The sequence below is a fragment of the Pseudomonas sp. LABIM340 genome, assembly GCF_040017195.2.
In the GTDB taxonomy this organism is placed as follows: domain Bacteria; phylum Pseudomonadota; class Gammaproteobacteria; order Pseudomonadales; family Pseudomonadaceae; genus Pseudomonas.
The window spans coordinates 300,855-316,330 of sequence record NZ_CM200227.1 but is presented as its reverse complement, the minus strand read 5'-3'; the positions used below and the strand labels follow the sequence as shown (position 1 = coordinate 316,330).

14 protein-coding genes are annotated in these 15,476 nt (G+C 66.2%); 3 read left to right on the top strand and 11 right to left on the bottom strand.

What is annotated here, in order from left to right; genetic code table 11:
- Window positions 1-2: 2 nt before the first annotated feature.
- The 3 genes from ABKS89_RS01555 to ABKS89_RS01545 all read right to left on the bottom strand — a co-directional run bounded on the left by ABKS89_RS01555 (window position 3) and on the right by ABKS89_RS01545 (window position 3,085).
- A complete protein-coding gene (locus tag ABKS89_RS01555) occupies window positions 3-1,205 on the bottom strand; it encodes an AlgP family protein (RefSeq protein WP_348588609.1) in 1,203 nt (400 codons plus the stop codon).
- Between the two features lie 670 nt (window positions 1,206-1,875).
- Window positions 1,876-2,343: an Rsd/AlgQ family anti-sigma factor gene (locus ABKS89_RS01550; RefSeq protein WP_045213212.1), complete on the bottom strand. Its 468-nt coding sequence runs from the start codon at window positions 2,341-2,343 to the stop codon at window positions 1,876-1,878.
- 256 nt (window positions 2,344-2,599) lie between these two features.
- Window positions 2,600-3,085: a disulfide bond formation protein B gene (locus tag ABKS89_RS01545; RefSeq protein WP_138213202.1), complete on the bottom strand. Its 486-nt coding sequence runs from the start codon at window positions 3,083-3,085 to the stop codon at window positions 2,600-2,602.
- Window positions 3,086-3,201: 116 nt separating this feature from the next.
- On the opposite strand from ABKS89_RS01545, the gene ABKS89_RS01540 reads away from it, so the two are divergent.
- Window positions 3,202-4,287, top strand: a complete 1,086-nt coding sequence (locus tag ABKS89_RS01540; protein WP_348588611.1) for a PQQ-dependent sugar dehydrogenase — start codon at window positions 3,202-3,204, stop codon at window positions 4,285-4,287.
- Between the two features lie 47 nt (window positions 4,288-4,334).
- Here the strand turns inward: ABKS89_RS01540 and ABKS89_RS01535 are convergent, their stop codons facing one another.
- The 6 genes from ABKS89_RS01535 to ABKS89_RS01510 all read right to left on the bottom strand — a co-directional run bounded on the left by ABKS89_RS01535 (window position 4,335) and on the right by ABKS89_RS01510 (window position 10,332).
- Window positions 4,335-5,567 carry a heme biosynthesis HemY N-terminal domain-containing protein gene (locus ABKS89_RS01535; protein WP_348588613.1) on the bottom strand — a complete coding sequence of 411 codons (1,233 nt, stop codon included), beginning with the start codon at window positions 5,565-5,567 and terminating at the stop codon, window positions 4,335-4,337.
- Window positions 5,564-6,676 (bottom strand): uroporphyrinogen-III C-methyltransferase, encoded by a 1,113-nt coding sequence (locus ABKS89_RS01530; RefSeq protein WP_348588615.1) that lies wholly within the window; start codon window positions 6,674-6,676, stop codon window positions 5,564-5,566. The genes ABKS89_RS01535 and ABKS89_RS01530 overlap by 4 nt, the downstream gene beginning before the upstream one ends.
- A gap of 27 nt (window positions 6,677-6,703) precedes the next feature.
- Window positions 6,704-7,462: a uroporphyrinogen-III synthase gene (locus tag ABKS89_RS01525; protein ID WP_348588617.1), complete on the bottom strand. Its 759-nt coding sequence runs from the start codon at window positions 7,460-7,462 to the stop codon at window positions 6,704-6,706.
- The gene (gene hemC / locus ABKS89_RS01520; protein WP_138213206.1) at window positions 7,459-8,397 is read right to left on the bottom strand and encodes a hydroxymethylbilane synthase; all 939 of its coding nucleotides are present in this window, start codon (window positions 8,395-8,397) and stop codon (window positions 7,459-7,461) included. Before hemC ends, ABKS89_RS01525 begins: the two co-directional genes overlap by 4 nt.
- A 113-nt stretch (window positions 8,398-8,510) precedes the next feature.
- On the bottom strand, window positions 8,511-9,257 hold the full coding sequence (algR, locus tag ABKS89_RS01515) for an alginate biosynthesis regulator AlgR (protein ID WP_017521347.1): 747 nt from the start codon (window positions 9,255-9,257) through the stop codon (window positions 8,511-8,513).
- Between the two features lie 4 nt (window positions 9,258-9,261).
- A complete protein-coding gene (locus tag ABKS89_RS01510; RefSeq protein ID WP_138213207.1) occupies window positions 9,262-10,332 on the bottom strand; it encodes a sensor histidine kinase in 1,071 nt (356 codons plus the stop codon).
- 232 nt (window positions 10,333-10,564) lie between these two features.
- Here ABKS89_RS01510 and argH point away from each other — a divergent pair, with 232 nt between their 5' ends.
- Window positions 10,565-11,959 (top strand): argininosuccinate lyase, encoded by a 1,395-nt coding sequence (gene argH, locus ABKS89_RS01505; protein WP_138213208.1) that lies wholly within the window; start codon window positions 10,565-10,567, stop codon window positions 11,957-11,959.
- A 12-nt stretch (window positions 11,960-11,971) separates the two neighbouring features.
- On the top strand, window positions 11,972-12,685 hold the full coding sequence (locus ABKS89_RS01500) for a hypothetical protein (RefSeq protein WP_348588618.1): 714 nt from the start codon (window positions 11,972-11,974) through the stop codon (window positions 12,683-12,685).
- Between the two features lie 4 nt (window positions 12,686-12,689).
- Here ABKS89_RS01500 and ABKS89_RS01495 read toward each other — a convergent pair whose 3' ends face one another.
- Both ABKS89_RS01495 and gabT read right to left on the bottom strand, forming a co-directional pair.
- Window positions 12,690-13,886, bottom strand: coding sequence for an HDOD domain-containing protein (locus tag ABKS89_RS01495; protein WP_348588619.1), 1,197 nt, complete (start codon window positions 13,884-13,886; stop codon window positions 12,690-12,692).
- 258 nt (window positions 13,887-14,144) lie between these two features.
- Window positions 14,145-15,425, bottom strand: coding sequence for a 4-aminobutyrate--2-oxoglutarate transaminase (gene gabT / locus ABKS89_RS01490; RefSeq protein WP_045213232.1), 1,281 nt, complete (start codon window positions 15,423-15,425; stop codon window positions 14,145-14,147).
- Between the last annotated feature and the right edge of the window lie 51 nt (window positions 15,426-15,476).

Below are 15,476 nucleotides of genomic sequence, written 5' to 3'. Positions count from 1 at the left end.
CCTTAGGAAGCGCTGGAGGAGGTGCTGCTGGCCGGAGCAGCCGGTGCCGGAGTGGAGCTGGCAGCCGGAGTAGCGGCCGGAGCGGTCGGCTGGGCAGCCGGTGCGCTCGGGGCAGCCGGAGCGGCCGGTTTTGCAGCGACGGCAGGCTTGGCCGCAGCAGGCTTGGCGGCTGGTTTTGCGGCCGGCTTGGCAGCGGCTTTCACGGCCGGCTTGGCAGCCGGTTTAGCGGCGGGCTTGGCAGCCGGTTTGGCAGCGGCAGCGGGCTTGGCGGCAGGCTTGGCTGCCGGTTTGGCGGCAGCGGCGGGCTTGGCGGCAGCAGGCTTGGCGGCCGGCTTCGCTGCAGGTTTGGCAGCGGCTTTCGCAGCAGGCTTGGCAGCCGGTTTAGCGGCGGGCTTGGCGGCCGGTTTGGCAGCAGCGGCAGCGGGTTTGGCTGCCGGCTTGGCGGCGGCTTTCGCAGCAGGCTTCGCAGCCGGTTTAGCGGCAGGCTTGGCGGCCGGTTTGGCAGCAGCGGCAGCAGGCTTGGCAGCGGGTTTGGCTGCCGGCTTGGCAGCCGGTTTGGCAGCGGCAGCGGGCTTCGCGGCAGGCTTGGCGGCCGGTTTAGCGGCAACCTTGGCAGCCGGTTTGGCGGCGGGCTTGGCAGCAGCTTTCGCGGCAGCAGGCTTGGCAGCGGCAACCTTGGCGGCCGGCTTCGCAGCAGGCTTGGCGGCAGCTTTCACGGCGGGCTTGGCAGCCGGTTTGGCAGCGGGTTTAGCGGCCGGTTTGGCGGCAGCCTTGGCAACCGGTTTGGCAGCGGCGGCAGCCGGCTTGCGGGTAGCGAGGGATTTGCCTGCGGCTTCCTTCACCTTGGTCACGCCCTGGGCGAGCTTGAGGCTCTCCTGCACATCGCGCTTGAGGTTGGCGATGTAGGCACGGGTTTCAGTCTGGCGGTTCTTCAGAACATCCAGCACGCCGTCGAGCTCAGCGATGCTCGACTTGGCCTTGGCCTGCGCCTTCGCCTTGCCGGCCTTGGTCGCGTCCTGCAGCTTGGTGCGTGCGTTGTGCAGCTTCTCCTGAGCCTTGCCGCGTTGTTTCTCGAGCTTGGCGAGCAGCTTTTCGGAGTCGACGAGCGCCTGCTTGCAGGCACCTTCGAGGTGTTCGATCAGACTGTTGGACAACTGGTGCAGCAGGTGCAGAGGGGTAGTGACGGGTTTCTTGTTGGCCGACATGACGTGCCTCCTGGCGGACGTGGTTGCGCCCATACTAGCCCCGCTGATGGCCTCTCGCCAATGTCCCTATGGTGCTGCAGGCCGCAGCAGGCATTGGCTTCAGGGGTTTTCAGCAGTGCGCGAAGGCGCGTTTTTTCACTCCCTCAATGACGCTGGCCTACGCACTTGGTTCCGTTGGCGCAATCGGCCAGGCAGCGCAAACGCCCGTGGCGCGGGCGTTTGAGGGTGAAAAATAAATTTTCAGAGCTGGCCGCAAACGCCCGTCGCAGAGCCTTTCGCGCAACACGCAGCAGTACCGACGAAGGCGGACCGGCAGTCATTCGCGGCGCGCCAACACGACACGAGAATCGCGATCACGACACCGTGGAAGTGCTCTCGCGAGCACGCCTTCGCAGTCATCATTGCGGCCCGTTTTCAGCAGCGATTCATCGCGCAAAAAAGACTGCGCGATCACAACTGCAAGCTGCCGAACGGCGCGAGTTTTTCGGTGTTGCGCGATCAAGGTTCGAGGCTCGAAACATCGCGGACAGAGTCCCGCTTCCACACAGGGTTGAACCTTGAGCAAGAGCGGACTCCGTCCGCGATCGGCATGGACGACACGAACTCCATGCGGAAACGAAAACGGCGCGATCGCCTGAAGCGCTCGCGCCGTTGTCGGGCAACTCGACGATCAGGCCGTGACGGCTTTCTGCTCGTGGGAGTTGTGCAGTACCTCGATCAGGCAGTCTTCCAGCTCGAAGCGTTCGTGCAGTTGCTGGCGCAGGCTCTTCAGTTCGCTGGTCAGGCAGGTGCCTTCGCGGCAATCGCCGTTGTCGCAGCGGTCGTTGAAGTTCAGCGCGTTGGCGGTGATGGTTTCCAGGCGCGGGTAGATCTGCTTGGCCAGTTCCAGGCCGCGCGTATCTCCGAAGGCCTGCGCCTCGTTCATCAGCTGTTCGTAGACTTCGAAGTGTCCCGCCGACACGTAGTCGAGCAGGAGCTGGCAGAAGCTCTGGAGGTTTTCGGCGTTGGTCTTCGGCGCCTGGACACCGTCCAGGGAATCGAATGCCCGGACCAACTCATGTCGATCCCGCAACCAGCGGTCGATCAGCTGGTGTACGCCTCCCCAACGTTCCTGGGCATTACGGCAGCTCTCGAGCATGTTGTCCTCACTTCCCTTTCGCCGTCCCGGCTAGGTCCGCCCCGGGACAATATTCTGTCGATTCTCGACGTCCGCGATGTATGAAGCTTGTTCGGCGGCGGCTTTCCGACGGAGTGGAAAACCAGAGTATGCCCGCCCGTTATCGCCTTCAAGACACCGGCAACGGGAAAATTCATACGAGCGTTTAATCGACAGACCGCGACGCCTCTGGCCTGCGCCGAAGAGGCGCAGGCCATGGCAAATTGAGATGCGACGCTCAGCCGCGGCGGCGGAAGAACTGCACGATGGCGAACAGGGCGAAGCCGATGAAGGCCAGCAGGCTCCACTCCGCGATGCTCATGCCGAGCAGCGTCCAGGTGACCTCGGCGCAGTCGGCCGAACCGTGGAACATGGTGTAGAGGATCTGCGTGTAGGGCATGCTCTCGAGCATGAAATCCAGCGGCGGCAGGCAGGACGGCAGCTGGTCCGGCGGCAGGGTCTGCAGCCAGAGTTGACGGCCTGCGGTGCCGGCACCACCCAGGGCGCTGAGCAGGATCAGCACCGAGTAAACACGCGGCGCACGGCCGTGCAGCGCGGCGATCAGCGAGAACAGCCCGCAACCGGCGAAGAAGATGCGCTGCAGGATGCACAGCGGGCAGGGCTCCAGCCCGACCACGTACTGCAGGTAGAAGCCTGTACCGAGCAAGGCGACGCAGGCGAGGAAAGCAAGGAAGAACAGGGAACGAGGGCTGGCCAGGTTCATGGCGGCTCCGCTGAAAAGCGCTGTTGCACGAAAGGCCGCTACGGTAGTGGAAACACGGCGATCAGTTCAAGGCGAGTGTCTAGACTGGCCGTGGCACTCATCCGGGAATTCCTGCCATGCGTCGTCATTTCCTACTTTGCTCGGTGCTTTCCCTGACAGCAGCGCCGGCCATAGCCGCCACCGACCTCAGTCAGATCCGACTCCCTGAAGGCTTCCACATCAGCCTGCTCACCGACCAGGTGCCGGGCGCCCGCGCCATGGCCTGGGGCGAAAAAGGCACGCTGTTCGTGGGCAGTCGCTCTGCCAACAAGGTCTACGCGGTGAAGCCCGACGGCCAGGTGAAAGCGCTCGTCGATGGCCTGCAGATGCCTGTGGGCGTGACCTTCCACAAGGGCGACCTGTATGTGTCGTCGATCAACCACATCGTCGTGCTGCGCGACATCGAAGCGCACCTCGACGCACCTCCCAAGGCCGAAGAACTGCCGGCACAGTTTCCGAAGGAGACAGCGCACGGCTGGAAATTCATCGCTTTCGGCCCGGACGACAAGCTCTACGTACCCGTCGGCGCGCCGTGCAATATCTGCCGCCCGGACCGCGAGCAATACGCCAACCTGCAGCGCATGAACGCCGATGGCAGCGCGCGGGAAGTGGTCGCCTACGGCATCCGCAACACCGTCGGCTTCACCTGGCATCCACAGACCAGGCAGCTGTGGTTCACCGACAACGGACGCGACATGCTCGGCGACGACAAGCCCGATGACGAGCTGAACAAGGTCAGCAAGGTGGGCGAGGACTTCGGCTATCCCGACTGCCACCAGGGCGACATCGCCGATCCCGAGGAGGGCAGGAAACCCTGCTCCGCATTCACGCCTCCCGTGGCCAAGCTCGGCCCGCACGTCGCCGCGCTGGGGCTGCGCTTCTACACCGGCGAGCAGTTCCCCGCCGAGTACCGCAACAACCTGTTCATCGCCGAGCACGGCTCGTGGAACCGCACACAGAAGACCGGCTACCGCGTGGCGCGGATCGAGCTCAATGAGGACGGCACGCTGAAGCGCCAGAGCGTGTTCGCCGAAGGCTGGCTCGACAAGGATGGCGGGGTCAGTGGAAGGCCGGCGGACGTGCTGGTGGCGCCGGACGGCTCGCTGCTGGTCAGCGATGACCAGAACGGCGCGATCTACCGCATCCGCTACGGCAAACCCTGAAAACGAGAACGGCGCCCAAGGCGCCGTTTTCATTGCCCCCGACAGGATCAGGCGCGCACGGCTACCGGCAGTGAAACAGGCGGAGCCAGCAGGCCGAGACCTTCCTGGAACAGCTGGTTGCTGCGCTCCACTTCACCCAGCTGCGCCAGCAGGCGCGCCAGTTCGGCGCAGGTTTCCGCGCTGCGCTGGCGAGCCAGGCTGGCTTCCAGGTACTCGCGCGCTTTGCCCCACAGCTTGTTCTGCAGGCACAGGCGGCCGAGCGTCAGCAGCAGCTCGGGATCGTCGCCATGCTGCTTCAGCCAACCTTCGGCGGTCTTCAGCTGATGTGCGCCATCGCGGCCACGGGCGCGGCCATAGAGGTGTACCAGACGGCTGTCGTAGCCTTCCTTGAGCGCCTTGCGCAGCACGTCCTCGGCCTCTTCCGGCGCGCCCAGGCGCAGCAGCTGCTCGGCGTAGGCAGCCACCAGCGGCGGCTGCGCGCGAAGGTTGGAGGGCACGTTCTGCCAGCGCTGGGTCAGCGGCTGCAAGCTGCTTTCGCCCTGGCCGATGCCCTGCTCGCCCGCCTCGCCCAGCGCGGCCATCCAGGTGCGGCGCTCAAGGTCCGCCAGCTCGGCGTTCTGCAGCACGCGCTCCTTGCGCAGCTCGGGCAACAGCACGCACAGCGCCTGCCAGTCGTGGAGGCTGACGTAGAGCTGCTGGAGCAGGCGCAGCACGGTCGGATGACGTGAGTGATCCTGGTGCAGCTTGTCCAGCACCACGCGGGCGCGGGTGAAGTCACCCCGGTTGATCAGCAGTTGGGAACGGGTCAGGCCGACCGCAAGTTCGGAGCCGGGCTCGCGCTCCTGCGCGCGGTCCAGCAGCTCGTCACACTCCTCGGTCTTGCCCAGCTCGTTGGCCGCGCGGGCGGCGCCCAGGTAATGCGGGAGCGGGCGGTCGCTCAGCTCGGCAGCCCGCCGCAGGTGACGCAGCGCCTGCGCCCAGTGGCCTTCGGCGAGATCACGCTGGCCGTGTTCCTCGGCCAGTTGCGAGCGACGGCGACGGTTGAAGCGCGACCAGGGATTCACCACGCGGCCGGAGACGCCGAGCAGGCGCAGCACCAGGCGCACGGCGAGGTAGAGCACCCAGAGCACCACCAGCAGCGCGAGGAAGGTCCACAGGCTGGATTCGTAGCGGAAGCTCTTGTAGGCGATCAGCACATAGCCGGACTGCTCGGCGACAGCCAACCCGACCAGGGTGGCCGCCAGGACCACGGCAAGGATCAGGACGTAGAAGCGGCTCATGGCTGAGTCCCCGCGTCGGGCGCCACCGCCTCCTGCTGCTGCACCGCATTCTCGCGGCGCGACAGGTAAGCCTGCAGCGAACTCAGGGCCGGGCCGAGGTCCGGCGTCTGCACGGTGACGGCCTGGCCGCTCAGCTCATCCAGGCGCGTGACGAGCGCGCGGCTGTCGGCGAGGTCGGCGTTGAAGAAGTCGGCGACGATCTGCTTGGCCTGCTTCAGCGCCTGCTCGTAGACGTCCTGCTTGCCGTTCAGCGCGGCCCACTGCGCCTGCTCCAGGGCAAGGCTCAGGGCGAGGCGGACACGGTCCAGTTGCTGGCCGGAAAGCAATGGGCGGATGTCCTGCCCGGCGTTGAAATCGATGCGCACGTAACGCGAAATGCGTTCCCACCACTGGTCCCAGGTACTGCTGCCATCGCCCCAGGCAGTGCTCGGGCCGGTACCGCCCTCGGAGGGCTTGAACGCTGGGTTCAGCGGTTGCAGCTGCGCAGCCTGGTCGCGCAGCGCGCCCAGTTGCAGGAACAACCCGGTGCGGTCCGGACGCGGCAGCGCGCGCAGCGCTTCGAGGCTCTTGGCCAGTTGCGCGCGCGCGGCGAAGGCGCCCGGATCGTTGTTCACACGAAGGATGTCATCCGCGCCCTGGACCAGCTCGGTGGCGCTGTCGATGTCCTGCAGCGCGGAGAGACGCAGTGCGGCCAGACGCAGCAGATGCTCGGACTCGGCCAGGCGCCACTGCTGGCGGCTCTGCCCCAGCACCTGCTTGACCTGCTTGGCCAGCTGCTGCTGGTCGCCCTGCAGCTCCACCACGAGGCGGCGGCGGGCTTCTAGCTCGTCGGCGTTGGGCAGGGTATCCAGGCGCTTGTTCAGCTCGGCGTTGGCGTTCTGCACGCCCTGCGCCTGGGCGCGGGCATCTTCCAGTTGCGCGGCGCGTTGTTGCTCGGCGCCCCTGAGCTGCTGGACCTGCCAGACGCCCCAGCCACCTGCGGCGAGGCCGGCGGCGCCGACCAGCAGGGCCAGCAGGGCGATGCCTGTGCCGCCCTTGCGCGGGGCCGGCGCGGCGGCCGGACTGGACGATGTTGGTGAAGTCTCTTGGGGAGTGACGGCTTCGCTCACAGATCCATCCTTCGCTCGGAAATTGTTCTAGTCGGCGCTTCTCAACGCTTCCATTAATGCCGCCGGGCTTGCGCCCCGGCAATCGATTACTTGCAGCGCCCCCATCTCCCGCGCCTGCTCAGCCACCCGCGGGCTGGGCACGAACAACGGCATGGCGCTGACTTGCGGCCAATCCTCCGCCGCCAGCTGGCGCAGGTGCTCCAGCCCCTGCCCACTACTGACCGCGATGGCGTTCAAACGCTCCCCCTGGATTCGTCGCAGCAATTCGCCCGGGGGGTAAGCCGGCATTTCGCGCCGGTAGAGTTCCAGATAGTCGACCACCACGCCTTGGCCGCGCAGGCGCTCGGCAAGGAATTCTCGGCCACTCTCGCCGCGCATGATCAACACCTTCGGATCATGCACCTGCAGGGCCTGCTCGAACTCCGGCAGAGCCAGCAGGGCTTCGCTGTCGTCGCCATCCTGCGGGCAGACCACATCCAGACCGTAGTCCTCGAGGATAGCCGCCGTGGCGGCGCCGACGGTGAACCAGCGCTGGGTCAGCGGCGGTTGCGGCCAGTAGCGGTCGAGCCGCTCCAGGCCCAGGCGCGCCGCGGGCTTGCTGACCACGATAACCGCGCAGTAGCGGTCCAGGTCAAGGATCAGGCTGCGCTCCACCGGTGTCTCTTCGCGTGGCGTGATCGCCAGCAGGGGCAGGCAGTCGCCGTGGATGCCGTGTTCGGCGAGGCTGGCGGCGAGCGCCGCGCAATCCTCTTCCGGACGGGTCAGCAGCAGCCGCCAGCGGCTCACGGGTGACCGGCCTCGCCGTAGACCGCGTCGAGGATTTCCTGGGCGCCCTGGCCCAGCAGGTCTTCCGCGACCTTCACGCCGAGGGTTTCAGCTTCGGAGAAGGGCGCGCGGGCTTCGGCACGCAACAGTTCGGTGCCGTCGGGCTGACCGACCAGGCCGCGCAGCCACAGCTGGTCGCCTTCGAGGATGGCGTAGCAGGCGATGGGCACCTGGCAGCCGCCATTGAGGCGCTTGTTCAGCGCGCGCTCGGCAGTGACGCGCAGGGCAGTCTCGCGGTGATGCAGCGGTTGCAGCAGGGCGTGGATCTCCGCGTCGGCGGTGCGGCACTCGATGCCCACCGCGCCCTGGCCGCCGGCCGGCAGGCTGGCTTCGACGCTGATGGAGGAGCGGATGCGGTCTTCGAAGCCGAGACGGATCAGGCCGGCGGCGGCGAGGATGATCGCGTCGTACTCGCCGGCATCGAGCTTGGCCAGGCGGGTGTTGACGTTGCCGCGCAGGAAGCGGATCTGCAGGTCCGGTCGGCTGGCCAGCAGTTGGGCCTGGCGGCGCAGGCTGGAAGTGCCGACCACGCTGCCGGCCGGGAGGTCGTCAAGGCTCGCGTAGGTGTTGGAAACGAAGGCGTCGCGCGGGTCTTCGCGTTCGCAGATGCAGTACAGGCCCAGGCCTTCGGGGAAGTCCATCGGCACGTCCTTCATGGAGTGCACGGCGATGTCCGCTTCGTTGTCCAGCAGGGCGGTTTCCAGTTCCTTGACGAACAGGCCCTTGCCGCCGATTTTCGCCAGCGGCGCGTCCAGCAGCTTGTCGCCGCGACTGGTCATCGGCAGGAGGGTCACGGTCAGGCCGGGGTGGGCCTGTTCCAGGCGGGCCTTGACGTATTCGGCCTGCCAGAGTGCCAGGGCGCTCTGGCGCGTGGCGATACGGATTTCGCGAGACATGGGCATTTCCAGGCAAAGGAAGCGTGCAAGAAAGTGCCCGCATGATAACAGCTCACGCAAACGAAAAGCCCGGGGGCCGCCCCCCGGGCTTCAGGCGCTGCGGCACTGTGTCGCTACAGGTTATGCATGAGTCGCCGGACACCGGCGACATGGCGGCGGCTGACGGTCAGCGCGTCGCCATTGAGTCCTTTCAGGTACAGCTGGAAGTGCCCCAACGGAGTGCGCTGCAGGCGCTCGATGCGCTCGCGGGAGACCAGCGCGTTGCGGTGGATGCGCACGAAGCGGTCACCGAACTCGTCCTCCAGCGCCTTCAGCGGTTCGTCCAGCAGCACTTCGCCGCCCGCGTGGCGCAGGGTCACGTACTTGTGGTCGGCGATGAAGAAGATCACGTCTTCCAGCGGAATCAGCTCGATCCCTTTGCGGGTCCGCGCGCTGATGTGGCTGCGCGGGCCGGGACCGCCGGCGGCCGGGGGCTTGGTCAGCGCCGCCAGCTGCACGCGATTGGGCCGCGAGGCTTTCTTCAGGGCGTCGGCCAGGTCCTCGCTGCGGACCGGTTTGACCAGGTAGCCGACCGCACTGACCTGGAACGCCTCCAGGGCGAATTCATCATGGGCGGTACAGAAGATCACCGCCGGCGGGGCTTCACGCTCGCACAGCTTGGCGGCCACCTGAAGCCCGTCCAGGCCGGGCATGCGGATATCCAGCAGGACGATATCCGGCTTCAGGCTGTCGATCAGCGTCAGCGCTTCTTCGCCGTTGCTGGCGGATGGCTCGAGGACGCGATAGCCGTCCAGTTGCCCCACCAGCCGGGCCAGGCGCTCTCGCGCCAGGGGTTCGTCATCGACGATCAGGACATTCATAAGCTCAGGCTTCCTGCATGAGACGCGCACATGGATAGCGTAGACAGGTGAAGTGCCGTCCGTCACGGCGCTCGACGGTGAGACTAGCTTTTGGCCCGAAAAGTGCCGCAAGTCGCGCTGCAATATTCTGCAGGGCCTGCTTGGTCCCCTTCGTGGGCAGCGTCTCGGTCGATTCGTCGTACGGGTTGCTCACGCAGAGCTGGAACACACCGTCACGGTAGTCCGCCTCAACTTTCACCAGACCGCCTTCGATGCGCGGCTGGATGCCATAAATCAATGAGTTCTCAAGCAACGGCTGCAGCGTCAGCTGGGGAATCGGCACGCCGTCGGGCACGCCGCTCACCTGCCAGTCCATCTGCAACCGGTCGCCAAGACGGAACTGCTCAATGGAAAGATAGCGTCTGGCCAGCTCAAGTTCCTCTCCCCAGGAAATTAATGTTCCAGGTTTGGCCAGGCTGGCGCGGAAAAGGTCCGAAAGATTCAGCACCGCCAGCTCGGCCTTGCCCGGATCGATCTCGATCAGGCTGGCGATGCTGTTGAGGCTGTTGAACAGGAAGTGCGGACGGATGCGCGCCTGCAGCGATTCGATCCGCGCCCGCAGTTCAGCCTGCTCCTGCCGTCGCCATTGGCTCACCAGATAAAAATAGCGTAGCAACAGCGTGGACATGATGAGCGCAATCAACGCATGCCGCAGGTAGAGGTTGACCTCGCCGGTGCGGCTCATGGGCCCGCCAAGGGAGAAATAATCCGCCACCCAGGTGCAGGCCAGCGTCAGCAGGACCACCAGCACACAGCTGAGCAGGCCGGAGAACCAGGCCGGCCAGCGCGCCATGAACGGCCGCAACTGGCACAACAGGCCGGCCGAGAGCAGCACGATCCACTGCACGAACAGCGAGGACAGGGCCAGGCGCACCCAGTTGAAGCTGGGGGTCATCGGCTCGGCGAGCACCAGCACGAGCACCAGCAACTCGGCGAGCAGCACCAGGCTGAACAGCGCTTCGGGCTGGCAGAGTTCGGGGATGAAGTAGTCTTCGTTGGGCGCCGGCTTGTCGCCGGTCTTCGTCAGTCTGGGCATCGACGCAGTTTCCGTAAGCGCCTGCACGGCGGCAAGCGCCGCGTGCGACCAAAAGCCAGGAATTGTCGGGCAGCGCAAAGATCGGCACGGGACCTGCGACGATTCACCGCCACTCCCCCGCCGCAACCCGCCAAAGCGCCGCCGGTTTTGTCCTTCAGCCTGCTATTATCGTCGCACTTTGCCCTTCATGCAGGCCGCGCGCCGCGCCTGCCCGTTTCAGCGAGAGAGATCCATGAGCGTAGAGAAGACCAACCAGTCCTGGGGCGGCCGTTTCAGCGAGCCCGTCGATGCCTTTGTCGCCCGCTTCACCGCTTCCGTCGACTTCGACAAGCGCCTCTATCGCCACGACATCATGGGCTCCATGGCCCACGCCACCATGCTGGCCAAGGTCGGCGTGCTGAGCGACGCCGAGCGCGACACCATCATCGACGGCCTCAAGCAGATCCAGAGCGAGATCGAGGCCGGCACCTTCGACTGGCGCGTCGACCTGGAAGACGTGCACATGAACATCGAGGCGCGTCTGACCGACCGCATCGGCGTCACCGGCAAGAAGCTGCACACCGGCCGTTCGCGCAACGACCAGGTGGCCACCGACATCCGCCTGTGGCTGCGCGACGAGATCGACCTGATCCTCGCCGAAATCACCCGCCTGCAGCAGGGCCTGCTGGGCCTGGCGGAAGCCGAAGCCGACACCATCATGCCCGGCTTCACCCACCTGCAGACCGCGCAGCCGGTGACCTTCGGCCATCACCTGCTGGCCTGGTTCGAAATGCTCAGCCGCGACTACGAGCGCCTGGTGGACTGCCGCAAGCGCGCCAACCGCATGCCTCTGGGCAGCGCCGCGCTGGCGGGCACCACCTACCCGATCGACCGGACCATCACCTGCGAACTGCTGGGATTCGAAGCGATCTCCGGCAACTCGCTGGACGGCGTATCCGACCGTGACTTCGCCATCGAATTCTGCGCTGCCGCCTCGATCGCGATGATGCACCTGTCGCGCTACTCCGAAGAGCTGGTGCTCTGGACCAGCGCCCAGTTCCAGTTCATCGACCTGCCCGACCGCTTCTGCACCGGCTCCTCGATCATGCCGCAGAAGAAGAACCCGGACGTTCCGGAGCTGGTGCGTGGCAAGTCCGGCCGCGTGTTCGGCCACCTCGCCGGCCTGCTGACCCTGATGAAGGGCCAGCCGCTGGCGTACAACAAGGACAACCAGGAAGACAAGGAACCGCTGTTCGACGCCGCCGACACCCTGCGCGACAGCCTGCGCGCCTTCGCCGACATGGTTCCGGCGATCAAGCCCAAGCGCGAGATCATGCGCGAAGCGGCCCGCCGCGGCTTCTCCACCGCCACTGACCTCGCCGACTACCTGGTGCGCCGTGGCCTGCCGTTCCGCGACTGCCACGAAATCGTCGGCCACGCCGTGAAGTACGGCGTGGACAGCGGCAAGGACCTGGCCGAAATGAGCCTGGACGAACTGCGCCAGTTCAGCGACCAGATCGACGACGACGTGTTCGCCGTGCTGACCCTGGAAGGCTCGGTGAACGCCCGCGACCACATCGGCGGCACCGCGCCGAACCAGGTCCGCGCCGCCGTCGCTCGCGGCAAGGAACTGCTGGCCACGCGCTAAGCACAGCGGTTCATGCACTACTGGAACCAGGAAAACTTCGAAGGACTGGAGCGGCTCGCCGATGAACTGGCGAGCCAGCCCGGCCTCCAGGCGCTGGCGGATTACGCCCGCGCCCGGAGTCGAGGCGTGCGTCGCGAGGCGTTCGCCGCCCTCGAAGGATTCCTGCGCAATGCTCCTGCCCCCGACTCCCTGCCAGCCCGCGAACTGAGCCTGCAGATACTCACGCTGCACAGCCAGACCCGCGAAGCCCACCAGTTCCTTGCCCAGCCGCTGCTCACGCGCTTCCTGTTCCCGACACTGCAAGCCTGGATCGACGGCGAACCGACGGCGCACGCACCGCTGCGCTGGCTGGGGCTGCTGCAGAATGATGGCGATCTCCTGCGCCGCGCGCTGGCGGTCGGCCCGGACGATGTCGCTGTTCGCTACCGATTGATCGATTTCGCCCTGGGCGCCGCGGACTACGCGATGCACCATCTGGACGAGGGCTTCTTCATCGGGGAGCCGGCCCGTGCGCGCGAAGCGCTGGAGCGGGTGGCGCAACTCATCGCCGAGGCACCGGACGCCAGTCCGTTCTCCCGCCCCACCACGGAAGCCGTGCAGCTGTCGGCGATGCTGGATGACTGGCAGGCCTACTCGGCACAGCCCGAAGGCGACTTCGCCACCTGGTGCGCCGAGCGGCAGCGCCCTTACGCCTGGGCGAAGAAGTACTACTACACGCAGTCCTGAGCGCTCAGGTCCGCCCCAGATAGCCCAACTGCGCAGGCGTCAGTTGCAGCATGCGCGCGGCCTTGTGGTCCTTGAGCCTGGGCAGTTCGTCTTCCGGCAGGCGCGCCGCACTGGCGGCAAGATTGACGATCAATGCCTCGCGACTGAACACGCCGTTGTCGATGGCGTAGGCGGCGGCGATCAGGTTGCGCAGCTCCAGCGGCAGGCGCCAGCGGGTGCGCAAGGCAGAGCCGAAGCTCGCGCCGTGCTCCTTCAGGGCCTTATCCACATCCGCCTCGCTCAGCTCGCCCCCGGCGCTGTGCCAGTCCTGCAAGCTGCGCAGCAGCGCAAGATCGCCCAGGCAATGCAGCAGGCCGGCGGTGAAGCAGCGGTCGCCATCGGCACCGAGGGACTCGGCCAGCGCGAAGGCGGCGTCGGCGGTATGCCGGGAAAGCTCCCAGAAGCGCTCGGCACGCTCCTTGAGCAGCAGGTCATTGAGCGTCGCGGCGCGCTGCAGCGCGACTGCCAGCATCAGGTTCAGCGCCTGCGCCACGCCCAGGCGCGACAGCGCCTGCATCAGCGTCTGGCAGGGCATGCCGACGTGCCGCGCTGCGCTGTTGGCGGCGGAGATCAGGCAGGCGGTGATCTGCGGATCGTGGCCGAACTCCTGTTCGAGCATCTCCAGGTTGATGTCGCTGGCCTCCATGCAGCGGTTCACCGCCGCACCGACCTCGCCCATCAGTGGCGCACCCTCGGTGGCGTCGCGCTCGGTCTGCAGGAAGCGCTCCAGCGACAGGCTCTGCTCCAGGGTCGGCAGCTCGCAGACGACGTTTTCCCCCGGCGCTAGCAGCAGCGAGCGCAGGCGTTCGCGCAGGTTCTCGGCGTTGAACGGTTTGACCAGGTAGGCCGTGGGCGCGAGCGGCAAGGCAGCGCGCACGCTGGCGGCATCGGCCTTCGAGCTGATCAGGATGAAGGGCTGGGCAACGGGCCCGCGGCGGCGCATACGCACATGGCGCAGCAATTCCAGGCCGTCGCTGCCTGGCAGTTCGCGTTCGGCCAGGATCAGGGCGAAGGGATGCCGGCGGCAGGCCGCGATGGCCGTGTCACCGTCTTCGCAGAATTCGACGTTCGCGTCGCAACGCACGCTCAGCACCAGCTGGCCAAGCAGCTCGCGGCTCCAGGGGTCGCTGGCAGCGACCAGCACGCCGGGAGAAACGCTCATGGATCGCACCTCGTTCGGGACAGATGCCGTCGCGGGCGGAAACAACCGATCCTGAGCCTTCCCTGCCGCGTGCCCGGTCCTTCGGATGCCGCCGGCCAACGGCCTTCGGATACTGCGCAGCGTAGTCCAAAGCCCACGAGCTTTCCCATGCGCGCCATCAACTTCGGCGGACAATTCACACAAACAAACACGAAAAGAACGCACATAAAAAAGGCCCGCTTGCGCGGGCCTTCTTCTGAACCGTTAGAGCGGTAAGGCTCAGGCCAGTTCGTCGAAGCACTCGGCCAGGATGGCCAGGCCTTTTTCCAGCTGCGCGTCGGGGATGGTGACGGGCATCAGGAAGCGGATCACGTTGTAGTAGGTACCGCAGGAGAGCAGGATCAGACCTTTCTCACGGGCACGAACCACGATCTTGCTGACCAGTTCAGCGGCCGGCTTGTTGTGATCGCCGCCTTCGAACAGCTCGATGGCGATCATCGAACCCAGGCCACGAACGTCGCCGATGACCTTGTGCTTGGCCTGGATGTCGCGCAGACCGGCTTTCAGGCTCTCGCCAACGGCTTGCGAACGCTCCAGCAGCTTCTCTTCGTCGAACACTTTCAGCACGGCCAGAGCCGCGGCGCAGGCGATCGGGCTACCAGCGTAGGTGCCGCCCAGGCCGCCGGGAGCAATGGCGTCCATGATTTCGGCTTTGCCGGAAACACCGGAGATCGGGAAACCACCGCCAACGGACTTGGCGAAGGTGGTCAGGTCCGGAACGATGCCCAGTTGCTCGGTGGCGAAGAAGGTGCCGGTACGGCCAGCGCCAGTCTGTACTTCGTCAGCGATCAGCAGGATGCCGTGCTCGTCGCACAGGGCGCGCAGGCGCTGCATGAAGGCCTTGGAGTTGACGTAGAAGCCACCTTCGCCCTGAACCGGCTCGATGATGATGGCAGCGATGTCGCGCGGCTGAGCGTCGTTCTTGAAGATGCGCTCGATGCTGGCGATCGACTCGTCTTCGCTCACGCCGTGCAGTTCGCACGGCGCCAGGGCGCGGAAGATGCCGCCCGGCATCAGGCCCATGCCAGCGGAGTACGGAACGACCTTGCCGGTCAGGCCCAGGGTCATCATGGTACGGCCGTGGTAGGCGCCGGTGAAGGCGATCACGCCAGCGCGGCCGGTGGCGGCACGGGCGATCTTGACGGCGTTTTCAACGGCTTCGGAGCCGGAGGTGACCAGCAGGGTCTTCTTCGGGAAGTTGCCCGGAACGCGCTTGGCGATCTCTTCGGCCAGCTCGATGTAGGGCTCGTACGCCAGCACCTGGAAGCAGGTGTGGGTCAGCTTGGTCAGCTGTTCCTGAACGGCGGCAACCACTTTCGGGTGCAGGTGACCGGTGTTCAGAACGGCAATGCCGCCGGCGAAGTCGATGTACTCACGACCTTCGACGTCCCACACGGTGGAGTTCTCGGCGCGCTCGGCGACGACCGGGTGGATCTGGCCTACACCGCGCGGTACGGCGGCCTGACGACGTTGCAGCAGGGATTCGTTGGTTTTGCTCATAGCTTCCTCAGTGGCCGCTCATCGGGCGACCGGATCAAAGGATGAAAGCGG

Excerpts from the sequence above, each read along its gene's own strand:
- gabT (WP_045213232.1), bottom strand. The coding sequence starts at position 15,425 with ATGAGCAAAACCAACGAATCCCTGCTGCAACGTCGTCAGGCCGCCGTA.
- algR (WP_017521347.1), bottom strand. The coding sequence starts at position 9,257 with ATGAATGTCCTGATCGTCGATGACGAACCCCTGGCGCGAGAGCGCCTG.
- ABKS89_RS01550 (WP_045213212.1), bottom strand. The coding sequence starts at position 2,343 with ATGCTCGAGAGCTGCCGTAATGCCCAGGAACGTTGGGGAGGCGTACAC.
- ABKS89_RS01540 (WP_348588611.1), top strand. The coding sequence starts at position 3,202 with ATGCGTCGTCATTTCCTACTTTGCTCGGTGCTTTCCCTGACAGCAGCG.
- hemC (WP_138213206.1), bottom strand. The coding sequence starts at position 8,397 with ATGTCTCGCGAAATCCGTATCGCCACGCGCCAGAGCGCCCTGGCACTC.
- ABKS89_RS01510 (WP_138213207.1), bottom strand. The coding sequence starts at position 10,332 with ATGCCCAGACTGACGAAGACCGGCGACAAGCCGGCGCCCAACGAAGAC.
- ABKS89_RS01500 (WP_348588618.1), top strand. The coding sequence starts at position 11,972 with ATGCACTACTGGAACCAGGAAAACTTCGAAGGACTGGAGCGGCTCGCC.
- ABKS89_RS01535 (WP_348588613.1), bottom strand. The coding sequence starts at position 5,567 with ATGAGCCGCTTCTACGTCCTGATCCTTGCCGTGGTCCTGGCGGCCACC.
- ABKS89_RS01545 (WP_138213202.1), bottom strand. The coding sequence starts at position 3,085 with ATGAACCTGGCCAGCCCTCGTTCCCTGTTCTTCCTTGCTTTCCTCGCC.
- argH (WP_138213208.1), top strand. The coding sequence starts at position 10,565 with ATGAGCGTAGAGAAGACCAACCAGTCCTGGGGCGGCCGTTTCAGCGAG.
- ABKS89_RS01555 (WP_348588609.1), bottom strand. The coding sequence starts at position 1,205 with ATGTCGGCCAACAAGAAACCCGTCACTACCCCTCTGCACCTGCTGCAC.
- ABKS89_RS01495 (WP_348588619.1), bottom strand. The coding sequence starts at position 13,886 with ATGAGCGTTTCTCCCGGCGTGCTGGTCGCTGCCAGCGACCCCTGGAGC.